Genomic DNA, 22,392 nt, shown 5'->3' on the forward strand with positions numbered 1-22,392 from the left:
TCCAGCTTTTTGACCCACCGATGCTCCGAACCCATCGTTTTCCCAGGTCAGATAGGTGGAGGAAAGTGGGGAAAATTTCCCAGAGGCGCGTCGCTGGAGTGTCGGAAGCACGGAAATCGGCGCGTTCACGGTGGGGGTGGGTCGCCTCGGCGAGAACACGGAAAACAGCGGAGATCCGCGAGAATCCGCGGATCTCACACGATCACCGCGCCGAGGTGGAGGCAAGTGGGGAGGAAAGTGGAGGGTCCGCGTGGAGGAAAGTGGGGAGGAGGGTAGGGAGTGGAGTGGGGGCCGCCTCGGGGAGGGAAAGGGAGTGGGGAGGAACAGGGAGTGACGAATCTGAAAGAAGCTCGTGTGGCTGGGGTGCCGGCTTTAGGGGACAATGGAAGGTATGTCGACCAGCCAAGAAGGTACACAGACCAATTCCGTGATCGGCGCCGAACACATCGAGTGGGTGCAGAATCTGACCTCACGGGCACGCACAGCGATGAACTCGGTCCTCGAAGGCAAGGATGAGGCCGTCGGGCTCTCGCTCATTGCGCTGCTCGCCGGCGGACACGTCCTCCTCGAAGACGTCCCCGGCGTCGGCAAGACCCTGCTGGCCCGCGCCATGGGCAAGGTCGTCGACGGCTCAGTGCGCCGCATCCAGTTCACTCCGGATCTGCTGCCCACCGACGTCGTGGGCGTGAACCTGTTCAACCAGGAGACTCGTCACTTCGAGTTCCGGCAGGGCCCGGTGTTCGCGAACATCGTCATCGCCGATGAGATCAACCGTGCGTCCCCGAAGACGCAGTCGGCGATGCTCGAGTGCATGGCCGAAGGTCAGGCGACGATCGACGGGCAGACCTATCCGATGCCCACACCATTCATCGTCGTCGCGACTCAGAACCCGATCGACATGGAGGGCACCTACGCTCTGCCGGAGGCGCAGCGTGACCGCTTCCTCACACGCATCTCGCTCGGCTACCCGGCCACCGCCGATGAGGTCGATCTGCTGGACAACCAGATCCAGAACGACCCGCTGGAAACGGCGACGGCAGTGACGAACCTCGAGCAGATCACTCAGGCGCGCACCATCGTCCGCCACGTGTCTGCGAGCAAGGCGCTGCGCGAATACATCGTGGCGATCCTCCATGCCACGCGCAACGATCAGGCGATCCTGCTCGGCAGCTCCCCTCGCGGTGGTGTCCACCTGCTGCGTGCGGCGAAGGCTCGTGCCGCCCTGTCCGGGCGCACCTTCGTCACTCCCGACGATGTGCAGGCCCTTGCCCCGTACATCCTCGCCCACCGCATCATCCCCCGCGACGGCGACGACGCAGACCTCGCAGCCGACCTCATCGGCCGAGTGCTGTCCCGCGTGCCCGTCTCGACGAACCAGTGACCGCATGCGACTGAGCACTTCGGGCATCATCTTCGTCCTTGCCGGGGCGGCCCTGATCATCGCGGCCTACCGCTTCGCGCTGCCCGGCCTGCTGCCGGCCGGTCTGCTGCTACTTGGGCTGGTTCTGCTCTCGGCGCTGCTCATCCTCTGGGGCACCCGTCGGGTGTCGATCGCGATGAGCACGAACCTCCACGAGGTGGCGCTGTCTCCCTCGGGAGACCGTTACCCTCTGGCTGCCGAGGGCAAAGAGGTCGAACTGCAGGCGAGCGTGACCAATATCGGCCAGCTCGCGATTCCTGCCGCGACCATCGACTTCGTTCCGGCCGAGGGCTTCGGCGATTCCACCTCCGGCGATGTTCCGGCTCTGGCCCATGGGGCTTCGCAGACGGTGCTGACGTCCTTCACCCCCAACCGACGTGGTGTCTCCGGGATCGAATCGGTCCTCATCACGGTCTTCGGTCCCTTCGGCCTGGTGAAGATGAAGAAGAAGGTCCACGGGGCGTTCCCCGTCGCCGTGTCCGTGCCGATTCTGCCTGCGCGAATTCCGCAGGATTCGTCGATCCGGCCGGCCCGCCTCGATGACGGCAAGGTCCGCACCGGTCACACCACCCGCGACTTCCACACACGTGAATACGTCCCCGGCGATGATCTGCGGCATGTGCATTGGCCCTCGACGGCGAAGTCCGGCGAGCTCATGGTCCGGCACGAAGCCGATGAGGAGACGCTCTACTCGCTCATCCTCATCGACCTCGTCGCCGATGAGGGCGCCGAAGAGCCGAGCGATCTCGAGATCGAATTCCTGCTGGCCGCGGCGACCGCCGCAGGCACCGCGTTCCTCCGGGCCGACTACGAGGTCAATGTCGTCGCTCCCGGACACCAGATCAGATTCAAAGGAGCCCGCGAGATCGACAAGCTGCGTCTGCTCTCCGCCCTCGTGCGTCCGGGCAGAGTCGAACTGCCCTCGCACGACAACCCGAATCACATCGTCATCTGCTCCGTCGGTGATCAGCGCGGGCAGGAGCTGGCCTCGCACTTCTCCCGTCGCGTGCCGGTGACTCTGCGCACCCTCAGCGAGATCGACGACCTGACGATGCTCGGCCTCAGTGAGGACCTGCCAGAATCGTGGACGACCTTCGAATCCAAGCGCTCGGGCAGTGGCACCGGTCGGGCCTCGGCCGAGCCCGGGCCGGGTACTGCCGGTGCTGCCTCCGCAGCTCCGGGTGCCGCGAGCTCGGCTCCGCAGGGGGTGCGCCGATGAGTCTCGATACTCCTGACACCCGTCCGCGCGGAGCCGATTCCAGGCCTCCGGCGCAGGACGAATCGGCACCTGTGACGACGAACGATGAGCGTCCGAGCACGGGCTGGCTCGAAGCGTTCGTCGTCTTCATCGCCATGGCCCTGACCGCTGTCGCCGTGTCGGCGGTGTTCAAGGACTTCGCCTGGCTGCCGCCTGTGCTCGTCTCCGTCGCCGTGGTCGTCGTCATCGGTGCCGTGTTCCGCACCGTTCCGGTGCTGCGTTCGACCGGAACCGCGGTCATCGCGCAGTGCGTGGCCGGTCTCATCGCCGTCTTCGTCGTCTGTGCCGGGGATTCGCTGCTGCTCGGGTTCATCCCGTCCGGTCAGTCCTTCGGTACGGTGATCGACCTGCTCTCCGAGGGCGTCACCGACCTCTATGAGACCGCTCCCCCGGCCGCGAGTACACCGGGCTTCATCGCGATGCTCACGATCGCCTTCACTCTCATCACGATCCTCATCGACGGTCTCGTCTCGGATCTGCGGGCGCCGAAGGTCGGCGGTGTGCTGCTGCTCGTGCTGTGGATGATCCCCGTCTACTTCGCCGCTCAGGAAGTGAAGTGGTGGCATGTGGTCGCGATCCTCGCGGCGTTCCTGCTGCTCATGCTCAGCCCTTATCTGCCCGCCACCCGGTGGCGCGGAGGGATGACGGCGGTCCTGGCCGGAGCTCTGGCGCTGGCGATCGGCATCGCACTGCCCCTTCTGCTGCCGCCGGTGCCGACATTGCCTGATCGGGCGTCGAAGGGCCAGGGCGATCTGACGGTGACGAACCCGTTCCTCAACCTGCGCCAGAACCTCGGCGATCGTGACGATTCGACGCTGTTCAGCTACCAGACGACGGCGAAGGAAACGGATCCGATCCGATTGACCTCGATCGATGACTTCGACGGGGAGAACTGGGCGCCGAGCCCGTTCAGCCTCGATCCCTTCGCGATCGCCGCCGACGGCATGCCGTGGCCCGAGGGGATGCCGCGGGACAAGAACTTCAATGAGGAGACGATCAGCGTCGCTGTCAGCGACAAGTACGATCAGCAGTATCTGCCGTCTCCCTATGCTCCGCAGCAGCCGAAGGACCTCGACCGTAGGTGGATCTTCGACGAGAAGACTCTGACAGTCGTGGGCAACGGCCAGAAGACCGGTGGGCTGCAGTACTCGATGGACTATCTGTCCCCGAATCCCGATGTCAAGGATCTGCAGTCGGCGACTCCGGTCTCCGAGAGTGACTTCGAGACCGAACTCGCCGTCCCCGATTCTCTGCCGAGCCGCGTGAAGGAGACCGCGGAGAGAGTCACGGCCGATGCCGACAACCAGTGGGAGGCCGCAGTCCTGCTGCAGGCGTACTTCCGCGGCGGCGACTTCGAGTATTCGCTCGATGCTCCCGAACGGGCCAGCGGCGATGCGATCTCGGACTTCCTGGCCGATAAGAAGGGCTACTGCGTCCAGTTCTCCTCGGCCATGACGATCATGGCTCGGACGATGGGTATCCCAGCGCGCATCGGCGTCGGATACGCCGGCGCGGATCAGGGTGAGGACGGCTATGACGTGAGCATGCAGGATTCGCATGCTTGGCCGGAGCTGTACTTCGAAGGCGCCGGTTGGGTGCGCTTCGAGCCCACCCCCGGTGGTCCTGCCGGCGATCCGCCGAAGTGGACCCTTGCCGATGGAGCCGACCAGCAGAAGGACGACGACGAGTCGGAGTCGGCGAGCCCGAGCGAAGAGCCCACCGAATCAGCGTCGCCGACCGGTGGCGCCGACGAGCCCACCGAGGAGGAGACGAGCACTCAGGCCGCTGAGCCTGCCGGTTCGAACCTCAGCACGGTCTTCGGCATTGTAGTGATCGTGCTCGTCCTGCTGCTGCTCGTCGCGCTGCCGGCGATCTGGCGTTCGATCCTGCGGTCGCGCAGGACGAAGGATCCGCACGATCTCGAAGCCGTGTGGACCGAGGTGCGCGCTCTGGCCACCGACTACGGGCAGAGCCTGGATTCGAGTCGGACGCTGCGCTTCAACGAACTCGTGCTCTCCGGTGCCGTGCCGGCGGCCGGTGCTGCTGGGGCTGCCGGCGGCGCTGCGGGGGACGGCGCCGATTCCACGGATGCCACGAGCTCGACCGGTGCTGATGCTGGCTCCACTGCGCCCGAGGTCGACCCGAACACGGGTGAACCCGTGCGCAAGTCCGCCGCCGAGGCGGCCGCCGGTTCCGGTGCCACCGGAGCGAGTGCGGGAGCAGCCGGTTCCTCGGCGTTCGATCGTTCGGATGAACGACTGCGGCGTCTGAGCAGCCCGGCCCCGTCCGGACCGAGCGAATCGGGCCAAGATGATTCGGCCCTGGGAGCGTTCGTCGATGCTCTCGAAGCCCAGCGCTACGGTGCCGCACCCGCGTCTCTCGACGACTCCGAGGTGAGTGCACTCGTCGACGAGGTGAAGACGGACCTGTCGGAGCGAGCCACGCCGGGCAGTCGGATCTCCGCGAAGATCTGGCCGGCCAGCCTGTTCAATCGTCCGAAATGATGGTCTGACGCTGCTGGTCGAATTGACAGTGGTCAAAGTGCAAGAGGCGGTCCTACGGGGCCGCCTCTTCGCTGTCTGGGTGCAATCGTGGCGCTCCTCAGTCAGCTCCCGAGTGCCCGCCTCTCAGCTAGCTCTCGCGAGCCCGCTTCGCGTTCTCTCGGTCGAGTGCAGCCAGGGCGATCAGTCCGCGTATGGCGGCGACGGCTTTCATCAGCGGGTGTTCTCCGAACCGATAGTCTCCTCCGGGGACAAGCCGACGTGCCAGGTCCGGGCGCATCTGCCACAGGTGATCTCGGGCTTTCTCCGCATGGTGGGAGTTCGAGACGATGCTGATCGTCGTGAAGGGGGTGAGTTCGCGGTCGATGAGCGGGATCGCGTTGGCGATGTTCTCCCACGTCGTCGTGCTCTGATCCTCCACCAGTGATCTGCCGGTGAAGCCGAGTTCCTCTCGGGCGAAGCGATCGAGGATGGCCGCCTCCGACGTTCTGCCCGTGACGGCTCCCCCGCAGAAGATGAGGAGGGCCGAACGCGCCATCGGATCGATCGAGCGCAGACCGGCACGGGCACGGAACCGGTTGATTCCGTTCGGTCGCTCCCCGCGATTGCCGTATCCGAGGACGACGATGATCTGATCGCTGTCCTTCGCTGTCAGTGTCCCGGTGCCAGGGCTCGAGCATGGATCGCTCCAAGGTCGGCGTCCACGGGCGACGTCGTGGTCTCCCAGACGTTTGTAGCTCGATCTCCAGTGGGCCGCCTCGGCGAAGGCGAAGATGCCGGCGAAGACGGCACCGGCGGTCACGAGCACTCGAGTGGGCATTGAAAAAGGCACCCTCATATCGAGAGTGCCTTGATCGTGTCGAGCAGGATCATTCGCCGCGCTGGCGCTTCTCCCACCGGTCTTCCATTCGGCTCATGAAACCGGAGTTGCCCTTGCTGCTGGACTTCGAGTTGGCGTTCCGAGAATCGGTCTGTGTCGTGTGCACGTGGCCGGGACGGCTGAATGCCCAGTACATTCCGGTGACCATGAGGCCGAATCCGACGACACCGAGGGCGATCCACCATACAGAGCTGGAGACGAGCGAGATCGCGAGGATCGTCGCGGCCAGTCCAGCGAGAGCGATGAGGATGCCGAGGACGAAGCGTTTGGCGGAGAATCCGGGACCCGTGGCCGCGGCCTGGGTTTCCGAGATATTCCGGGCAAAACGAGGGTCTTCACTGCGCAGCTGCTTCTCCAGTTGATCCAACAGCTGCTGTTCGTGATCGGAGAGTGGCATCTCGAACCCCCGTTTCAATACTCAAGTCTTTAGCTCAATCATAGTCTCTGATGCCCGAAAAAACATCTTCGGGGGCCGTCTGGAGCCGGATTCCCACGGGGTCTTCAGACTGTGCTCCCGCTCACCCGTTCTCAGGCATCTGGGCGCTTGCGCAGAAGCGAGGCCTGCGAGATCGCTTCGCTGCCGAACCGACGGCGCACCTCGTCGAGGGCGACCTCGGCTTCGCGTCCCGAATGCTCCGGTTCGTCCAAGGTGGCCTGCCGTCCGGTGACGGCGAAGTCGCTGAGGCCGGCGGCCCGGACTCCGAGCAGCCTCACTCCCTGGGAGCGCTGTTCGCGCAGCTTGCGCAGCGCCGGGCGCAGTCCCTCGTACATCTCCCGGGCCAGATCCGTCGGAGCCGACAGGGTCACCGACCTCGACAGAGTCGTGAAATCGCCGAGGCGGTACTTCAGTCCGAGGCTCGTGGCCACCTTCCCCTCCGCGCGGACGCGGTACGCGACTTTGTCGGCCAGACGCAGCAGTTCGTGTTCGAGCACGGCGATGTCCCAGATGTCCTCGCCGAAGGTGTTCTCCGCACTGATCGTGTGTTCCTTGGCCTGATGGTCGAATCCGGAGGAGTCCTGGCCGTGGGCGGCCCGCCACAGCTGATGGCCGTGGGCGCCGAAGACGCGTGCGGCCCAGTCCTCGTCGACGGCGGCGAGATCGCCGATGAGTCGGATTCCGTAGCGGGAGAACCCTTCCTGCGTCTTCTCCCCCACTCCGGGCAGCGCCTCGATCGGCATCGGGTCGAGGAACTCCTGAGTCGCGGCCGCGGGCACGAGCAGCTGACCGTTCGGCTTCGCCCTCGTCGAGGCGAGTTTGGCCACGACCCGGCTGACGGCGATGCCGACCGAGGCACTCAGGCCGGTGCGTTCCTGGATCTGGGCACGCAGCTGCGTAGTGATCTCCACCGGGGAGCCCAGGCGACGCACAGCTCCGGAAACGTCGATGAAGGCTTCGTCGACGCTGACCTGGCGCACATCGGGGGTCACTTCGGCGACGAGGTCGAAGACTTGGCGGGAGTAGGAGGAATACAGGCCATGGGACGGTGGGATCACCTCGGCGAAGGGGCACAGGTTCATGGCCCGCGACATCGGCATCGCCGCATGCACTCCGAACTCGCGCGCTTCATAGCTGGCCGAGACGACGACACCGCGGCCGCTGCGCCCGCCGACGATGACGGGTCGGCCGACGAGGTGCGGACGGCTGAGCAGCTCCACGGAAACGAAGAACGAGTCCATGTCGAGGTGGAGCATGGTGGCACCGGAGTCGTCCGTGCCCAGTCGGCTCAGATCACCTCCGGATCGTGCCAGCTGCTTCCGACTCATCGCCTGCCCCTCGCGCTCGTTCCTTTCGGCTCCGCCGAACAGTCCAGGTACTCTTGAAGCATGGTATCGCGCACCGCTGTCATGACACTGCCCATCGTGGCCGCTCTCGCTCTTGCGGGATGCTCGGGAACAGGTGGAGACAAGGCCGAATCGACCCCTTCGGCGTCCCAGGAGAACTCGGCCTCCGCAGCCTCGACCGAGACCGAGTCCGCCTCGGCAGAAGCATCGACCGAGGCCACCGGCTCGGATCCCGATACTTCGAACGATGTGAAGGATCTGCCCGAGTACATCAAGCCGTACCCGGATTCAGAGGTGCTCTCGGCGTCGATCGTCAAGGCTCACAACGACAAAGATAAGAAGCTGCCCGAACAGGTCAGCCTCGTCGTGCGCGCCAAGGCCGACGCCAAGGACATCTTCGCCTTCTACGAAAAGGAGCTCGGCAAAGCCGACTTCGAACCCCTCGGCGAAGAGGTGAAGACGAAGAGCGCCCGCGTGGTCAATTTCAAGCACAAGGACAATGACAGCGTTCTCGTCGTCACGGTCGCCGAGGATTCCGAGGACAAGGCGAATTCGATCGTCACCGTCGGCGGAAACATCGGTTCATGACCTCGGACAGTTCTGTGACGCCCGGCGATACCTCCGGGTCCGCTTCGTCCTCTGCACCCTCGACGTCGGACAAGTCCGTCCCGACGGCCGATCCCGTCGCCGTTCCCGTCCTCATCGAGTCTCTCGATTCTCCGGAGGCCATCGCCGCCGAGGTGTCCGACCAGCTCGAGGCGTTCCTCGCCGAGAAGGCCGCCGAGTTCGAGGCGATCTCACCCGATGCGGCAGCGGTCGGCGAAGCCCTCATCGAGTTCACCCGCGGCGGCAAGAGGATCCGTCCCGTCCTGCTGTGGTGGGGCTTCCAGCTCGCCGGCGGCGACGTCCGCGCCGGCACGACGAGTGGAACCTCTGTCAGCCCTACGACAGGCACCTCTGCCAGCTCAGCGACCGGCACATCTGCCGATGTCGCCGTCGGCCTGGCTCAGGCAGCCGGATCGCTCGAACTGCTCCACGCTGCCGCGCTCATCCACGATGACGTCATCGACAATTCGGACACTCGCCGCGGTCGACCCGCCCTGCACCGACAGTTCGAAGCCCGCCATCAGGCTTCCGGCTTCCACGGCGACGGCGCCTCCTTCGGCGTCTCCGCCTCCATCGTCATCGGCGATATCTGCCTGGCCCTGAGCGAGGAGCTCTTCGAGCGATCGCAGGAAGCGCTGGGCGGCAACCGCATGGCCCGCGAGCTGCGCGGAACCGTGCGTCGCGATGTCATGGTCGGCCAGTACCTCGACGTGCTCGCCGAGGTCATCCCCCTCGACGACGACCGGATCGCCGATCGTGCGTGGGAAGTGCTGAGCTATAAGTCCGCGAAGTATTCGGTCGAGCAGCCGCTCCTCCTCGGCGCGGCCCTTGCGGGGGCGGATAGTCGACAGCTCGAGGAGATCTCCGGTTTCGGCCTCCCACTCGGCCAAGCGTTCCAGCTCCGCGACGATGTCCTCGGCATCGCAGGTGACCCCGAGGCCACGGGCAAACCCGCCGGTGACGACATCCGTGAAGGCAAACGGACCGTGCTCATCGCCGAGACCGCTGCCCGGATCTCGGCCGAGCAGCTCGAGATCCTCGCCTCACGGCTGGGAGATTCGAACCTCACCGACGCCGAAGTGGCCGAATGCGTCGACATGATCACGGACTCCGGCGGCCTCGCCGCCGTCGAATCCTTCATCGCAGACAAACACGCCCACGCAACGACGATCGTCGATACGTGGGCGAGAGCCGATTCGGGTGCAGTGTCAGCGGAAGGGTCGGCCGCCTCGGCGCGGGTGCACATCGGTTCGGCCGCTCAGGACAGACTCAAGGGATTCGCGAAAGCGCTGAGCTACCGATCCAGCTGAAACTGACGGAAATGAGCGCTGACGAATAAGCGCTCGGATCAGAACGCGAGGGCCTGAGCTCGGCGGCGCACTTCCTTCTTATTGCCTGCGCGCAACAGGTCGATGGGACGGCCGGGCAAGGTCTCGTCGTGGGTGAAGAGCCACACGATAGCTTCTTCGTAGTCGAATCCGGCGTCGAAGAGCGTGTGCAGGGTGCCTTTGAGCGGCTTGACGACCTCGCCGTCGATGAAGAATGCCAGCGGAACCCGCAGAACCTTCGGCGAGCCGATCTTGATTCCGCAGATGGCGCCGTCTTCGAGCAGCCTCCGCACTTGGGAGATGCCGAGTCCGGTGAGTTCTGCGATGTCGGGCAGCGGGGCCCAGTCCTTGACGAGTTCTTCGGTATTCACGCCCCCAAGCGTAGCAATATTCGGCAGAAACACCCCGCCATGCGGTGCCGAATGCTCGGGTCGCGCCCGCGTACTCGTTAGGCTGGGGACCGTAGCTTCCCCATTCGACATGAAGTCAACAGGTGACAGATGACACGACCGCGACGGCACAAGCCCGTCACCGCCGCTCCTGACATCCGCGCCGCCTCGAAAGTGAATTCGACCGGTCCGATCCCAGGAGCCGAACGGGTCGACCCCGAAAACGAATCCCCCACCGAGGTGTCCCCCACCACCGACTCCCCCGACGAGAACGCACCGTCTGCTGAAGAAGACTCGGCGGCAGAAGAAGACTCAGCATCTGCCGAGAACGCAGCGGCCGCGACCACCGGACCCCAGTGGATTTCGGGCACCGCGAGTGTGACCGTTCCCGTCACCCACGGCGGCCGCACCTACAAGGTCAAGCAGGGGGATACCCTCTATGGTGTGGCCAGCAAGCACGGCGTCTCCGTGCCCGCACTCGCCGAACTCAACCGCATCTCGCCGCGGCAGAATCTCCACCAGGGTCAGGTCCTGTCCCTGCCGGAGAAGAACGATCTGCCCGATGATGATCCCTCGCACGTCGTCGCCCCCGGCGAGACCCTGCAGGGAATCGCCGCGCGGCACGGAATCTCGCCCGCGACCCTGCGCCGGGCCAACGCTATGGGCGATGACTCGTTCATCAAAGTCGGCGAACTCCTTCTTCTCCGCCCATCGCAGGCCCGACCGCGTCGCACCGCTCCCGAAGCCCCGAGTGACATCCCCCGTGTCGCCGCCAGCGCGCAGGTCGAGGGCATCCGTCCCTCTGTGCTCCACGCGGCCCGGCTGAACAAATACACTCTGCTGCACCGTCGCCATCCCGCCCCGGCGCAGGCAAAGCTGCTCGTCGCGTCGCTCGCGCTCGAACTCGGCGCCGATCCTGCCCTCATGCAGGCTGTCGCGGCGCAGGAGTCCGGTTTCCAGCACACGACGGTCTCGGCCGGAAACGCGATCGGCATCATGCAGATCACTCCACGCTCCGGTCGCTGGGCGTCCGATATCGTCGGCCGTGGACTCGACCTTCTCGACATCGAGGACAATATCGTCGCCGGAACCGTCATCCTCGGCTGGCTCGTCGAAACCGCCGAGTCGGAGAACGAAGCCATCGCCGGCTACTACCAGGACCTGCGCTCGGTTCGCGCCGACGGACTGCTGTCGGAGACGAAGGCCTTCGTCCGCGGTGTCCAGCTGCAGCGTGCGCGTTTGGAGGAGGCCCTGTGACCGCTCGCCGAGATCCCCTCATCGGCACGGTGCTCAATGACCGCTACCGCATCGATGCCAAGATCGCCCGCGGCGGCATGGCCATGGTCTACCGCGGCACCGACCTGCGCCTCGACCGCGAGATCGCGATCAAGGTCATGCACGAGCACCTCATCTCCGATGACACCTTCGTCGAACGTTTCCGCCGGGAAGCGATCAACGCCGGTCGTCTCACCCACCCGAACCTCGTGGCCATCCACGATCAGGCTCGCGACGGCGATATCGTCTACCTCGTCATGGAGTACCTGCCGTCAGTGACTCTGCGCCGTGAGCTCAAGCACCGCGGCACCTTCACCCCCAGGCAGGCGATCGTCGTCCTCGACGCAATCCTCGCCGCGTTGGAGGCCGTGCATTCGACGGGCATTATCCACCGTGACCTCAAGCCCGACAATGTGCTCCTGGGCACCGATGGTCAGGTCAAGCTCGCCGACTTCGGTCTGGCGCGTGCCGTGACCACGGCGACGACGACGAAGACGCTGATCGGCACCGTCGGCTATGTCGCTCCCGAGCTCGTGACCAGGGCCGGAGCCGATGCGCGCACCGATCTGTACACGGTCGGCATCATGTTCTATGAGATGCTCACCGGCGCTCAGCCCTATACCGACGAAGTCCCGATCCAGGTCGCCTACCGTCACGTCCACGACACGGTTCCGCCGCCGTCGGACGTCGTTGCCCGCCTCAGCCCGCGCCTGGACGCGCTCGTGCTGTGGGCGACGTCGAAGGATCCCGAGGACCGTCCTGCCGATGCCGCCGAGTTCCGTCTGGCCCTGGCCGAAGCACGTGCGGAGATGAGCGAGGCCGAACTCGACCTCGGAGATCCGCAGATCGCGGCCGGTGAGCACTCCCCCGTGCTCACCGCGAGCATCGACCTTGGCGAGGAAGTCCCGAAGGAGAAGCGCTCCCGCACCGACGAGATCCCGTATCTCGAAGGCGAAGAGGACGACACCGAGGATGCCGACGAGACTGGTGCTCCAGACGATTCCGAAGATTCCGATGGAGACGACATCTCCGCCGAGGCGGCCGCCACGGATGATTCCGACGACGCGGATGCTGCCGACGAGGCTGACACTGACGACTCCGATGCTGACGATGGCAAGGACGACGCTGCCGGCGCAGCCACCATCGCTGCGTCCGGAGCCGGTGTGGCCGGTGCCGGTGCCGCAGCTGTCGCCGCCTCCGGTGCAAAAGATGACTCCACCGCCGCGTCTGCCTCCGACGACTCCGCAGATGCCGACGAATCGAACGATTCATCTGGCGAGGAGGACTCCGATGACGAGCAGGAATCGAAGGATTCGGAATCCGATCGCCACGACAAGGCCGCGGTCGTCGCCGGCTCCGCGGCCGCCTCGGCGGGGGCATCCCCTGCCAAACGACGCCGACGTCGAGTACTGACCGGACTCGTCGCCGTGGTCGCCGTCCTCGCCCTGGTCGCATGGTTCGTCGTGGCGAACCTCCCGGCTCCGACGTCCATCGTCCCCGGCGAACTGGCAGGCAAACCGGTCGAAGAGGTCACCTCGCAATTGGAGGACAACGACCTCAAGGCTGAGCCCAAGGAAGTCTTCGACGACAAGGTGCCCGCCGGCACCGTCATCGGCACCGAACCTGTCAGCGGTGCGGAGCTCGCCCCCGACTCATCCGTCACCGTCGTCGTGTCCAAGGGCGAGGAGAAGTTCGCGGTCCCGAAGCTCGAAGGCATGAGCCGGGACGAGGCAGAAGGCGCACTGAAGAAGGTCAATCTCGAGGTCGGCAAGGTCGACGAGGAGTTCAGCGACACAGTCGCCAAGGACACCGTCATCTCCGCTTCGCAGAAGCCCGGGAAGAAGCTGTCGAAGGGCGAGAAGATCGACCTCGTCGTCTCCAAGGGCGTCGCCCCGATCCCGGTGCCCAACGTCGAGGGACTGACCTTTGACGCAGCCTATGCGACCCTGGCCAAGCGCGGATTCCGCGTCGGCAAGGACGAGGTGTTCTCCGACGACGTGCCCAAGGGCAAGGTCGTCTCGCAGTTCCCGAAGAGCACCGAGTCGAAGCCCGCGAACTCGCTGATCATCGTCCGCGTGTCCAAGGGCAAGGAGAAGAAGGAAGACTCCGACTCGAAGGACGACAAGAAGGACGAGAAGAAGAAGGACGACGACAAGGACAAGAAGTCCGACGATAAGAAGGACGAGGACAAAGACAAGTAGGACTCATCTTGGCACCGGTGGTCAGACAAATCGTGTCAGTCAGACTAATGGTCGTCGCTCGTGACGAATGACTCGTCAGAGAAACGAACCTTGTCGCTCATACGAATGACTCGTCGCTTCTACAAATGCCGAGGGCTCCGCAGAGATTCTGCGGAGCCCTCGGCATTGTCGGTGGTGGCTGTTACTGACGGCGAGTGAGGTACTCGGCGACCTGGAACGCCATCTCCAGCGACTGATCGTGGTTGAGGCGCGGGTCGACGAGAGTCTCGTAGCGGCGACGCAGGCCTTCGTCGTCGATCTCCGTGGCTCCGCCCATGATCTCGGTGACGTCATCGCCGGTGAGTTCGATGTGCAGTCCGCCGGGGATCGTGCCTGCATCGCGGTGGGCGTTGAAGAATCCTTCGACCTCGGCCATGACGTCTTCGAAGCGGCGGGTCTTGTACCCGGTGTTCGAGGTGATCGTATTGCCGTGCATCGGGTCGCAGACCCAGGTCACGTGCGGCAGCCGATCGCCGATTCCCGCCAGCAGAGCCGGCAGCGATTCGCCGATCTGGCTTGCACCCATGCGGGTGACGAAGGTCAGACGGCCGGGTTCGGCGTCGGGGTCGAGCTTCTCGGCCAGGGCCAGAGCGTCGTCTGCGGTCGCCGTGGGTCCGAGCTTCACGCCGATGGGGTTGCGCACCTTCGACAGGAAGTCGACGTGAGCACCGTCGATCTCGCGGGTGCGCTCACCGATCCACAGGAAATGGCCGGACACGTCGTAGGCTTCGCCGGTGCGTGAATCGATGCGGGTCAGTGCACGTTCGTATTCGAGCAGCAGCGCTTCGTGGGCGGCGTAGAACTCGGTGGTTTTCAGAGCGTCGAAGTCGGCTCCGCAGGCATCCATGAAGCGGATGGCGCGGTCGATCTCGGCAGCGGTCTGTTCGTAGCGCTGGTAGCCGGGGTTCGATGCGAGGAAACCGCGGTTCCAGTCGTGCACGAACCGCAGATCTGCGAAACCGCCCTGGGTGAACGCACGAATGAGGTTAAGCGTCGATGCGGAGATGTGGTACGCCTTGAGCAGACGCTCCGGATCGTGGCGACGGGATTCCTCGGTGAACTCATAGCCGTTGACGATGTCGCCGCGGAACGACGGCAGGGTGACTCCGTCGCGGGTCTCCATATCGGCCGAGCGCGGCTTCGCGAACTGACCGGCCATACGGCCGATCTTCACCACGGGCATCGAACCGCCGTAGGTGAGCACTGCAGCCATCTGCAGAACAGTCTGCACACGAGCCCGGATCTTGTCAGCCTGAGCTCCGTCGAAGGATTCGGCGCAGTCGCCGCCGGCCAGGACGAAGGCCTCACCGCGAGAGGCAGCGGCAATCCGCTGCTTGAGCACATCGGCTTCACCGGCGAAGACCAGCGGAGGCGAGTTGCGCAGGTCGGTGAGCACCTCGTCGAGCGCGGCGCTGTCGAGATACGTCGGCTGCTGCTTCGGATCCATCTCTCGCCAGTCGTCGAGACCGCGGAGGTTGTCGTGGCCGGCAGCGGCGATTTCTCTGTTGGACAGAACCGGATCGGTGTGGAGACTCACTGTTTCACTTTCATGGGTTTTCGGTACCGGTTTCGAAGTCCTCGGCCGAGACGTTGTCGAGGAAGTCTCTGAACTGTGCGACTTCCTCTTCATCGGCCTCGGGAGCTTCGATTCCGGACTCTTCAAGCAATTGTGTTTCGACGTAGACGGGGCAGTGCGCTGTCAGCGCCAGAGTCACCGCGTCCGAGGGGCGCGCAGAGATCGACTTCCCGTCGTTCGTGTGCAGCTCGGCCAGGAAGATCTGACCATCCTTGCCGGTGATCGTCACGTCCTGCAGCTCGGCTTCGTACTTCTCGAGCACGTCGAGCAGAAGCGCGTGCGCCATGGGACGCGGCGGGGTCAGTCCCCGCTGAGCGATCGACAGCGCATTGGCTTCGATCGCACCGACCCAGATCGGCAGATAGTACGCAGGTTCGCTGGCTTTGAGCAGCAGAATCGGTTGGTTGGCGGGCATTTCGATGCGGACGCCGACAACCTCGACTTCAACTTTTGACATTATCCCCCGGTCAGGAGCGCGGACGCTGCTGGAAGATCATTCGGAACTTGCCGATCTGCACATCGGCACCGTTCTGCAGTTCGATCGAGTCGATGAGCTGACGCCCCACATAGGTGCCGTTGAGCGAGCCCGTGTCGCGCAGCGTGAAACCACTGGGAGTACGGATGAACTCGGCATGCTTGCGCGAGACGGTGACGTCATCGAGGAAGATGTCCGCGTTCGGGCTGCGACCCACCGTGACCACGTCGGTGTCGAGCAGGATCTGCGAACCGGAGTCCGGTCCGGAGACAACGACGAGCAGAGCGTCTGCATCCTGCAGACCTTCGAGGTCGGGAACCGGGTGGATCTCGCCGGTATGCGGGTCCAGGATTCCCCGGAACTGCTGGCTGCCCGAATCGTTCATCGGATCCTGACCGCCGTTCGTCGGCGCACCCTGCGGCTGACCGGACTGCGGCTGACCCGACTGGGGCTGACCATACTGGCCGGGGCCGGGCTGGCTTCCCTGCTGCTGGTTGGGATCGAACTGGCCGTACTGGCCGGCACCGTTCGAACCGTACTGCGGCTGGCCGCCCTGCTGCGGATAGTTTCCGTACTGCTGACCCTGGCTGCCCTGAGGCTGACCGGACTGAGGCTGGCCGCTCTGCGGCTGGTCGAAGTTCTGCGGTGGATACTGACTCTGCTGAGGCTGATACTGCTGCTGGCTCTGGCCGCCCTGACCGTTTCCGGCGTAGGGCTGGTCGGCCGGCTGCGACGCACCATAATTCTGGCCGCCCTGCGGAGTGCCGCCGTACTGTTGGCCACCGCCATACTGCTGACCGTTGCCGTACTGCTGGCCGCCCTGCGGAGTGCCGCCGTGGTTTTGGCCGTTGCCGTAGGGCTGACCGCCCTGCGGGGTCCCGCCGTGATTCTGGCCGTTGCCGTACTGCGGTGCCTGTGGGGCGCCGTTGGCCGGCTGCTGTCCGTAGGGCGGGGTGTTCCCCTGGCTGTTCTGGTCGACCTGAGGGTTCATCCGAGTCGCCGACTCGTCGCCGCCGTTGCCGTTTCCGGCCCCGAACGGGAACTTCTTCGACTGCGGGACCTGTCCGTTGTCATACCAGGGCTGCGAGGGGGTCGGACGATTCTGATCGTGATTCTGCGACATTACGCCTCCTCGCTCTGAATGAGCTCTTTGTACGCCTCGCTGTCCATCAGCGATTCGAGCTGTGCGGGGTCACTGAGTTCGACGAGATACATCCACCCGCCTTCGAAAGGCGACGAGTTCACGGTCTCTGGTGAGTCGTCGAGTGAGTCGTTGACCTCGGTGACGGTCCCCGACACAGGTGCGATCAGGTCAGAGACGCTCTTCGTGCTCTCGACTTCGCCACAGGACTCCCCTGCGGTGACCGAATCCCCGGCTTCAGGCAGGTCGACATAGACGACGTCACCCAGCTGTTCCTGGGCGAAATCAGTGATACCCACACGGACTACTGCATTGTCATCCGTGGTCGCGACCCACTCATGGTCGCGCGAGTACCGCAAAGACACTGGATAATCCAGATCTGCCATGTCGACTCCTCTAGTTTGTCGGTGTACCAAGCATAGCGGCCTAGTCCACTTTCATAACAATCACGAAACGGAAATGTTACCGGGTCACCCTGTCAGGCATCTGCAAGTCCCGCTTCTTCGGTATCTACCTGGGATGATACCTGTTTTTCGAAGGTCACGGAACGCGGTTTTGGCAGTTGGCCCTTGATCGGTATAAGCTAGTTCTCGTTGCCCACGAGGGAGTACGGTAACGGGCTATGGCGCAGCTTGGTAGCGCGCTTCACTGGGGGTGAAGAGGTCGTGGGTTCAAATCCCGCTAGCCCGACCACCACATGTGTCGCCACTTCGCATCAACGAGGTAGCGGCACATTTTTCGTTCCCGGAACTGTTCTGCACCCTGCGTAATCTCGAGCCCACCCATACATTGCGCGATCTCGACCCCGCTCCCGCGCCGACTCCGGCAGGCGTCAGGTCCGGCGCACGTCCAAGCGGTTCGCGAAGACCATCGTCAGGATGCCGACGAGCACGAGTATGCCGAGGCCCCAGCGCAGTCCGGCTCCGGTGGCGACGACCCCGATCAGCGGGCTCGTCCCGAGGTAGCCGACCCGCATCAGCCAGTTCACAAGCGTCACTCCCCCGGCCCGGCCCACTCCGGGCAGACGGCCAGCAGCGCCGAGTGCACCGGGCACGAGCGTCGCAGACCCGAATCCGAACGCTCCCATCGAGATGAGCAGCAGGATCGGCTCCTGGGCCGTGATGGCCCCGATCCCGCCGAGAGCGATGAGTCCGCCACCGAGGCGTGCGACCCGACCGGCCCCGAACCTCGTCACGAGCACGTCCCCGCTGAACCGTCCGAGACATTGGCTGCCGATGACGATGCTGAAGGCGATCCCCGCCGAGGCGGCCGGAAACTCAGCGAAATCGACCGCGGCCAGCCCTGCCCAGTTGTTCGCGACGTCTTCGACCACGGCACCGCAGATCGCCACGATCGCCAAGGGCAGCGCCGCCAAGAGAACCGCAAGTTTCGAACGTCCCGCGGCCCCGGCGCCGCCACGGCTCGCGCGCTCAACCTCTCCGGTCAGATCAGCCACACGGGAGTCCGATCCGGATTCCGATCCGGAGTCGGCCCCGGAATCGGACGTCGAGCTCGGATCGGAACCGGCGACGCGCCTCGGCGAGGCATATCCGCCGATGAGGCGCCGACCCACGATCGTGATGAGCACGGCTGCGGTGCCGATGATCGCCAGCCACACCCGCATGTCGGCACCTGCGCTGGCGGCCGCGGTCGCGGCGGCTCCGCTGAGCAGTCCGCCGAGGCTCCACAGCGCATGCATCGATGACAGGATCGAGCGGCCGGCCCGCTCCTGGACGGAGATGCCGACGACGTTCTGCGCGACGTCGACGATCGCATCGCAGCACCCCAGCAGGAGCAGACAGATTGCCATCATCACGCCGTTGACCGACCATGCCGTCGCCGAGGCGGCCACGCCGAGCATCACCGTCCCGACGATGACGACCCGGTGCGCTCCGAACCGGGCGATGAGCGCGGCGGGCAGGGCCGAGGACAGCAGCGATCCGACTGCGAAGCAGGCGACGACGAGTCCGAACTGCCAGGAGCTCAGCTCGAGGCGGTCGACCAGCAGCGGATACCACGGCAGCAGCGCCGCGAAGACGGCCCCGTTTCCGGTGAAGTAGAGGCCGACTCCGGCAGCGGCGCTCACACCATTGCGGCCCCGGCCGGAACCGGACCGCCCAGCCTCATCGCGCGGACTCAGAGTCCCACCGCATTCGACCTGCGTGACTCACTGGTTCCGGGCATGACGATTCAGTCCGCCTTCACGGCCTTCGCCGCACGCAGGTCTCGCCCGGCCGGTCCGAGGATCACGAGTCCGACCAGCACTCCGAGCAGCATCCACCACAGCGAACCGGTCATGAAGATGAGCACCATCGAGACGAGGATCGGCATGAGGCGGCGCAGCGACCACCAGACGTAGCCGCCGAAGCTCGGCATCGCGACGCCCGCCGATTCTGCGACGGATTTGACCATGAAGTTCGGTCCGTTGCCGATGTAGGTGATGGCTCCGCCCATGACGGCACCCAGCGAGACGGCGATGAGCAGCGTCTCGGGCACTCCCGCCACCTTCGGCTCGCCCGGCACCTGGGCGGCCATCTCGAAGAAGGTGACATAGGTCGGAGCGTTGTCGAGGACGGAGGAGAGGCCGCCGGTGAAGATGAACAGGGAGATCTCGCCCAGCGGGATCTTGTGGGCGATCTGACCGAGGTGCTGCAGAGCAGGCATCATCGTCAGGAAGATGCCGATGAAGAGCGCCCCGACTTCGAGGATCGGCGTCCACGTGAACTTGTTGAGGTTGAAGCTGGCACCACGGTCGCCGACGAGGAACGAGGTCATCGCGGAGAGGAGCATGACGACCTCACGCCGCGGCACGTAGTCCGAGGCGGTCGCATGCCCGGTTTCGATCGCGTGCAAGTCGACCGAGGGGATGAACGTGACGGCGATGATGATGATCGCCAGGAACAGCAGACCGCTGGCGCCGCGCAGGCCGAGCTTCGTCGCATACTCGGCGTCCTTGGCCAGTGCCTCGGCCGGTTCCTTTGCGTACATCTTCGAGTCGAGGGCGAAGTAGCTGATGAGCAGAAGGACATTGACGAACAGCCAGTACGGCCAGAGTCCGAACGTCCATTCGAAGGGCACTCCGCGCAGCATGCCGAGGAACAGCGGCGGGTCTCGCCCAGCGGAGTGAGCAGACCACCGCAGTTCGCGACGATGAAGATCGTGTTGTTGCGCGGTGTCGCTTTGATGTCTCCGACGAGGAAGATTCCGCCCGAGGCGACGATGAGCTTGACGAGGTTGCGATCCCAGATCTTCTCCGTGGCCGGGATGAGCGGGAGCACCGCGATGCACCCGAGCAGCAGAACGAACGGGATGATGCTCCACCAGGCCACGACCATCCGGGGACTCCTTTTTACTCACTGTCGACGAGCAGTCTCGTCATGTCGACGCTGACGCTGTCCCACTCTACTGAACGCGCGCGGCACTTCGGACCACAGTCTGCCTGACGGACTCCGAGGTGGATCCTTCGGTTCGCCCAGCTGGATCCTTCAAATCACCGAGGCGGCAGCGCAGTTCGCTCAGTTCACCGAGGCGGAGGCCTCTTCCTCGGCGGGAGTTCGGTCCTTGCGCAGTCCGATGAACAGACCGATGATCGCGACGACGAAGACGAGGCCGAGCCCGACGGTCAGTCCCGGCTCGGCCTGGTAGGCCTTGGCGACGGCCTTGAAGCCGAGGAATCCGACGGTCGAGTAGATGAGCGCCCACAGCGATCCGCCGACGGCGAGCGCCGGGACATAGCGGCGGTAGCGCATCCCCGTGGTTCCGGCAGCCAGGTTGACCACCGTCTGCAGTCCGACGGTGAGGAAGCTCAGTGCCACGACTGGTGCCCCGAAACGGTCGATCGTGTCCTCGGCGCGACGGTACTTGCGCCCGGACATGATCTTCTCGACCCGGTCGAACTTGCGGATCCCCTTCCGGGCGAAGCGGCCGAGGAGGAAGGTGCCGCCGGCGCGGAAGATGATGATGCCGAACATGATCAGCCAGGTCACGGCGATCGGAAACGACCAGTCGAGCGGATTCATCGCTGAGGCGCACTCCTCTCTCTGGCATTTCCGCCGCAATGACGCGCTGCGGCCTATGGATCGGTCACCCTCATCATAGCCCCATCAGGTTAGGGTTCCCTCACCAAATGATGAGGCGAGACCGATCTCACCCACCGAGGCGGCCGTGCCCTCGCAGACGTACGATCAGGGCGCACCGCCTCGGCGACGTTCCGGTTCGGTCAACGACTCAGACGAGTTCGCCGTCGAGGTAGACCGCGTTGACTCGGTTCTCGATTCCGCGGACATCGGCAGTGCGCAGGTCGCCGTCCACGACGACGAGGTCGGCCAGACCGCCCGCGCCGAGGCGACCGACCCGATCGTCATCGAGCAGGCGAGCCGCCACGGAGGTGCCGGCGGCGAGCGCCTCCGTCGTGGAGAGCCCGACCTCGGCCAACAGGCTGATCTCTTCGAGGTTCTCCCCGTGTGGGCCGACTCCGGCGTCGGTACCCAGAGCGATCGGGACTCCCGCCTCGTGGGCCCGAGCGATCGACTCCTGGTGCGCCTCGACGACGCGGCGGGCCTTGTCAACGACTGAGGCGGGCAGTGCGGCGCCGGTGTCGGCGGCTTTGATGACCGCCTGTGGGGCCTGCAGGGTCGGGACGAGGAAGGTGCCGTGCTCACACATGAGGTCGATGGCCTCGTCGTCGAGATAGATTCCGTGTTCGATCGAGCGCACCCCGGCACGGACGGCGTTCTTGATTCCCGGTGCGCCCTGGGCATGGGACATGACGGACGCACCTTGAGCGGCCGCCTCGGCGACGATGACGGCGATCTCGGCTTCGGTGAACTGCGAGTGGCGCGGGTCATCACGCGGGGAGAGCACTCCCCCGGTCGAGCAGATCTTGATGTGGTCGGCGCCCGCCCGCAGGAGTTCGCGGGCCTTCTTCTGCACCCCTTCGAGTCCGTCGGCGACTCCCGACGGCCGGCCCGGGTGAGGGGCCAGGAACGGCGATTCGGCTCCGGAGACGAGGTGGAAGTCCCCGTGCCCGCCGGTCTGGGACATGATGCTGACGGCGATCGTCAGGCGCGGACCGCGCACCACGCCGGTCTCCACTGCCACCTTTGCCCCGAGGTCGGTGCCGCCGGCGTCGCGCACGGTCGTGACTCCGCCCTTGAGGGTGGCTTCCATATTCGCCACGGAATTATAGAACTGCAGCGAGAACGGATCGTGGAAGTTCGCGGTGGCTGCCGCTCCGGAGCTCGTGAGGTGGACGTGGCAGTCGATGACTCCGGGAATGATCGTCTTGCCCGTGCAGTCGACGTAGTCGTCCCCGGCGTTGTGTGATCCCTGTCCCCCTTCGGTCACCGAGGTGATTCGTCCTCCGTCGATGACGACGTCCCGGGTGCCGGGCAGGAAGCGGGTGCCGTCGAAGACGGTGGCGTGGGTGAGAACTGTGACCATGGGCGTGCTCCTCATCGTTGAAAATCAGCTGGTCGACCGCGGACGGCCGTCTACTCACATCTATCACGGACGCCTGAGC

Annotated in this window: 19 protein-coding genes and 1 tRNA gene; 8 read left to right on the plus strand and 12 right to left on the minus strand. The window is 65.0% G+C overall.

The window, feature by feature from the left end:
* Positions 1-391: 391 nt before the first annotated feature.
* Genes BEP01S_RS10860 through BEP01S_RS10870 form a run of 3 tightly spaced genes read left to right on the plus strand, consistent with a single transcriptional unit; the run spans position 392 to position 5,182 of the window.
* Entirely contained in the window at positions 392-1,381 is a 990-nt protein-coding gene (locus BEP01S_RS10860; protein ID WP_039208346.1) for an AAA family ATPase, read from the plus strand.
* A gap of 4 nt (positions 1,382-1,385) precedes the next feature.
* The gene (locus tag BEP01S_RS10865; protein ID WP_082819369.1) at positions 1,386-2,639 is read left to right on the plus strand and encodes a DUF58 domain-containing protein; all 1,254 of its coding nucleotides are present in this window, start codon (positions 1,386-1,388) and stop codon (positions 2,637-2,639) included.
* Positions 2,636-5,182, plus strand: a complete 2,547-nt coding sequence (locus tag BEP01S_RS10870) for a transglutaminase TgpA family protein (RefSeq protein ID WP_083532662.1) — start codon at positions 2,636-2,638, stop codon at positions 5,180-5,182. The genes BEP01S_RS10865 and BEP01S_RS10870 overlap by 4 nt, the downstream gene beginning before the upstream one ends.
* A 127-nt stretch (positions 5,183-5,309) precedes the next feature.
* On the opposite strand, the gene BEP01S_RS10875 is transcribed toward BEP01S_RS10870, so the two are convergent.
* The 3 genes from BEP01S_RS10875 to dinB all read right to left on the minus strand — a co-directional run bounded on the left by BEP01S_RS10875 (position 5,310) and on the right by dinB (position 7,823).
* Positions 5,310-5,999 carry a YdcF family protein gene (locus BEP01S_RS10875; RefSeq protein ID WP_083532663.1) on the minus strand — a complete coding sequence of 230 codons (690 nt, stop codon included), beginning with the start codon at positions 5,997-5,999 and terminating at the stop codon, positions 5,310-5,312.
* Positions 6,000-6,048: 49 nt separating this feature from the next.
* Positions 6,049-6,456, minus strand: coding sequence for a DUF3040 domain-containing protein (locus BEP01S_RS10880; RefSeq protein ID WP_039208342.1), 408 nt, complete (start codon positions 6,454-6,456; stop codon positions 6,049-6,051).
* 131 nt (positions 6,457-6,587) lie between these two features.
* Positions 6,588-7,823: a DNA polymerase IV gene (dinB, locus tag BEP01S_RS10885; protein WP_039208341.1), complete on the minus strand. Its 1,236-nt coding sequence runs from the start codon at positions 7,821-7,823 to the stop codon at positions 6,588-6,590.
* Between the two features lie 60 nt (positions 7,824-7,883).
* On the opposite strand from dinB, the gene BEP01S_RS10890 reads away from it, so the two are divergent.
* Positions 7,884-8,429, plus strand: a complete 546-nt coding sequence (locus tag BEP01S_RS10890; protein ID WP_244882195.1) for a hypothetical protein — start codon at positions 7,884-7,886, stop codon at positions 8,427-8,429.
* Positions 8,426-9,757 carry a polyprenyl synthetase family protein gene (locus BEP01S_RS10895; protein ID WP_052239860.1) on the plus strand — a complete coding sequence of 444 codons (1,332 nt, stop codon included), beginning with the start codon at positions 8,426-8,428 and terminating at the stop codon, positions 9,755-9,757. The genes BEP01S_RS10890 and BEP01S_RS10895 overlap by 4 nt, the downstream gene beginning before the upstream one ends.
* Positions 9,758-9,795: 38 nt before the next feature.
* Here the strand turns inward: BEP01S_RS10895 and BEP01S_RS10900 are convergent, their stop codons facing one another.
* Positions 9,796-10,146 carry an Rv2175c family DNA-binding protein gene (locus BEP01S_RS10900; RefSeq protein WP_039208338.1) on the minus strand — a complete coding sequence of 117 codons (351 nt, stop codon included), beginning with the start codon at positions 10,144-10,146 and terminating at the stop codon, positions 9,796-9,798.
* A gap of 129 nt (positions 10,147-10,275) precedes the next feature.
* Between BEP01S_RS10900 and BEP01S_RS10905 the strand changes: the two genes are divergently transcribed.
* Together BEP01S_RS10905 and BEP01S_RS10910 are read left to right on the plus strand one after the other, a co-directional pair.
* Positions 10,276-11,421, plus strand: a complete 1,146-nt coding sequence (locus BEP01S_RS10905) for a LysM peptidoglycan-binding domain-containing protein (protein WP_062243111.1) — start codon at positions 10,276-10,278, stop codon at positions 11,419-11,421.
* Positions 11,418-13,640, plus strand: a complete 2,223-nt coding sequence (locus tag BEP01S_RS10910) for a protein kinase domain-containing protein (protein ID WP_062243114.1) — start codon at positions 11,418-11,420, stop codon at positions 13,638-13,640. The genes BEP01S_RS10905 and BEP01S_RS10910 overlap by 4 nt, the downstream gene beginning before the upstream one ends.
* A 181-nt stretch (positions 13,641-13,821) precedes the next feature.
* Here the strand turns inward: BEP01S_RS10910 and BEP01S_RS10915 are convergent, their stop codons facing one another.
* The 4 genes from BEP01S_RS10915 to gcvH are packed head-to-tail and all read right to left on the minus strand — an operon-like array spanning position 13,822 to position 17,257.
* The gene (locus BEP01S_RS10915) at positions 13,822-15,216 is read right to left on the minus strand and encodes a class II 3-deoxy-7-phosphoheptulonate synthase (RefSeq protein WP_039208333.1); all 1,395 of its coding nucleotides are present in this window, start codon (positions 15,214-15,216) and stop codon (positions 13,822-13,824) included.
* Between the two features lie 10 nt (positions 15,217-15,226).
* Positions 15,227-15,712: a bifunctional nuclease family protein gene (locus BEP01S_RS10920; protein ID WP_062243117.1), complete on the minus strand. Its 486-nt coding sequence runs from the start codon at positions 15,710-15,712 to the stop codon at positions 15,227-15,229.
* A 10-nt stretch (positions 15,713-15,722) separates the two neighbouring features.
* Positions 15,723-16,853, minus strand: a complete 1,131-nt coding sequence (locus tag BEP01S_RS17280) for an FHA domain-containing protein (protein WP_062243121.1) — start codon at positions 16,851-16,853, stop codon at positions 15,723-15,725.
* Positions 16,853-17,257, minus strand: a complete 405-nt coding sequence (gcvH, locus tag BEP01S_RS10930) for a glycine cleavage system protein GcvH (RefSeq protein ID WP_062243123.1) — start codon at positions 17,255-17,257, stop codon at positions 16,853-16,855. The genes BEP01S_RS17280 and gcvH overlap by 1 nt, the downstream gene beginning before the upstream one ends.
* Before the next feature lie 230 nt (positions 17,258-17,487).
* On the opposite strand from gcvH, the gene BEP01S_RS10935 reads away from it, so the two are divergent.
* Positions 17,488-17,564, plus strand: a tRNA-Pro gene (locus BEP01S_RS10935).
* A 139-nt stretch (positions 17,565-17,703) separates the two neighbouring features.
* Here the strand turns inward: BEP01S_RS10935 and BEP01S_RS10940 are convergent.
* From BEP01S_RS10940 to BEP01S_RS10960, 4 genes are all read right to left on the minus strand, one after another.
* The gene (locus BEP01S_RS10940; RefSeq protein ID WP_062243126.1) at positions 17,704-18,957 is read right to left on the minus strand and encodes an MFS transporter; all 1,254 of its coding nucleotides are present in this window, start codon (positions 18,955-18,957) and stop codon (positions 17,704-17,706) included.
* Positions 18,958-19,061: 104 nt separating this feature from the next.
* The gene (locus BEP01S_RS10945) at positions 19,062-19,949 is read right to left on the minus strand and encodes a sodium:proton antiporter (protein WP_244882196.1); all 888 of its coding nucleotides are present in this window, start codon (positions 19,947-19,949) and stop codon (positions 19,062-19,064) included.
* Positions 19,950-20,386: 437 nt separating this feature from the next.
* Positions 20,387-20,890, minus strand: a complete 504-nt coding sequence (locus BEP01S_RS10955) for a DedA family protein (protein WP_062243135.1) — start codon at positions 20,888-20,890, stop codon at positions 20,387-20,389.
* 208 nt (positions 20,891-21,098) lie between these two features.
* Positions 21,099-22,313, minus strand: a complete 1,215-nt coding sequence (locus BEP01S_RS10960; RefSeq protein ID WP_062243139.1) for a metal-dependent hydrolase family protein — start codon at positions 22,311-22,313, stop codon at positions 21,099-21,101.
* Positions 22,314-22,392: the final 79 nt, after the last annotated feature.

The organism is Brevibacterium epidermidis NBRC 14811 (assembly GCF_001570805.1).
Classification (GTDB): domain Bacteria; phylum Actinomycetota; class Actinomycetes; order Actinomycetales; family Brevibacteriaceae; genus Brevibacterium; species Brevibacterium epidermidis.

Coding starts and splice junctions, on each gene's coding strand:
- BEP01S_RS10860 (WP_039208346.1), top strand. CDS start 392: ATGTCGACCAGCCAAGAAGGTACACAGACCAATTCCGTGATCGGCGCC.
- BEP01S_RS10865 (WP_082819369.1), top strand. CDS start 1,386: ATGCGACTGAGCACTTCGGGCATCATCTTCGTCCTTGCCGGGGCGGCC.
- BEP01S_RS10870 (WP_083532662.1), top strand. CDS start 2,636: ATGAGTCTCGATACTCCTGACACCCGTCCGCGCGGAGCCGATTCCAGG.
- BEP01S_RS10875 (WP_083532663.1), bottom strand. CDS start 5,999: ATGCCCACTCGAGTGCTCGTGACCGCCGGTGCCGTCTTCGCCGGCATC.
- BEP01S_RS10880 (WP_039208342.1), bottom strand. CDS start 6,456: ATGCCACTCTCCGATCACGAACAGCAGCTGTTGGATCAACTGGAGAAG.
- dinB (WP_039208341.1), bottom strand. CDS start 7,823: ATGAGTCGGAAGCAGCTGGCACGATCCGGAGGTGATCTGAGCCGACTG.
- BEP01S_RS10890 (WP_244882195.1), top strand. CDS start 7,884: ATGGTATCGCGCACCGCTGTCATGACACTGCCCATCGTGGCCGCTCTC.
- BEP01S_RS10895 (WP_052239860.1), top strand. CDS start 8,426: ATGACCTCGGACAGTTCTGTGACGCCCGGCGATACCTCCGGGTCCGCT.
- BEP01S_RS10905 (WP_062243111.1), top strand. CDS start 10,276: ATGACACGACCGCGACGGCACAAGCCCGTCACCGCCGCTCCTGACATC.
- BEP01S_RS10920 (WP_062243117.1), bottom strand. CDS start 15,712: ATGTCAAAAGTTGAAGTCGAGGTTGTCGGCGTCCGCATCGAAATGCCC.
- BEP01S_RS17280 (WP_062243121.1), bottom strand. CDS start 16,853: ATGTCGCAGAATCACGATCAGAATCGTCCGACCCCCTCGCAGCCCTGG.
- gcvH (WP_062243123.1), bottom strand. CDS start 17,257: ATGGCAGATCTGGATTATCCAGTGTCTTTGCGGTACTCGCGCGACCAT.
- BEP01S_RS10955 (WP_062243135.1), bottom strand. CDS start 20,890: ATGAATCCGCTCGACTGGTCGTTTCCGATCGCCGTGACCTGGCTGATC.
- BEP01S_RS10960 (WP_062243139.1), bottom strand. CDS start 22,313: ATGGTCACAGTTCTCACCCACGCCACCGTCTTCGACGGCACCCGCTTC.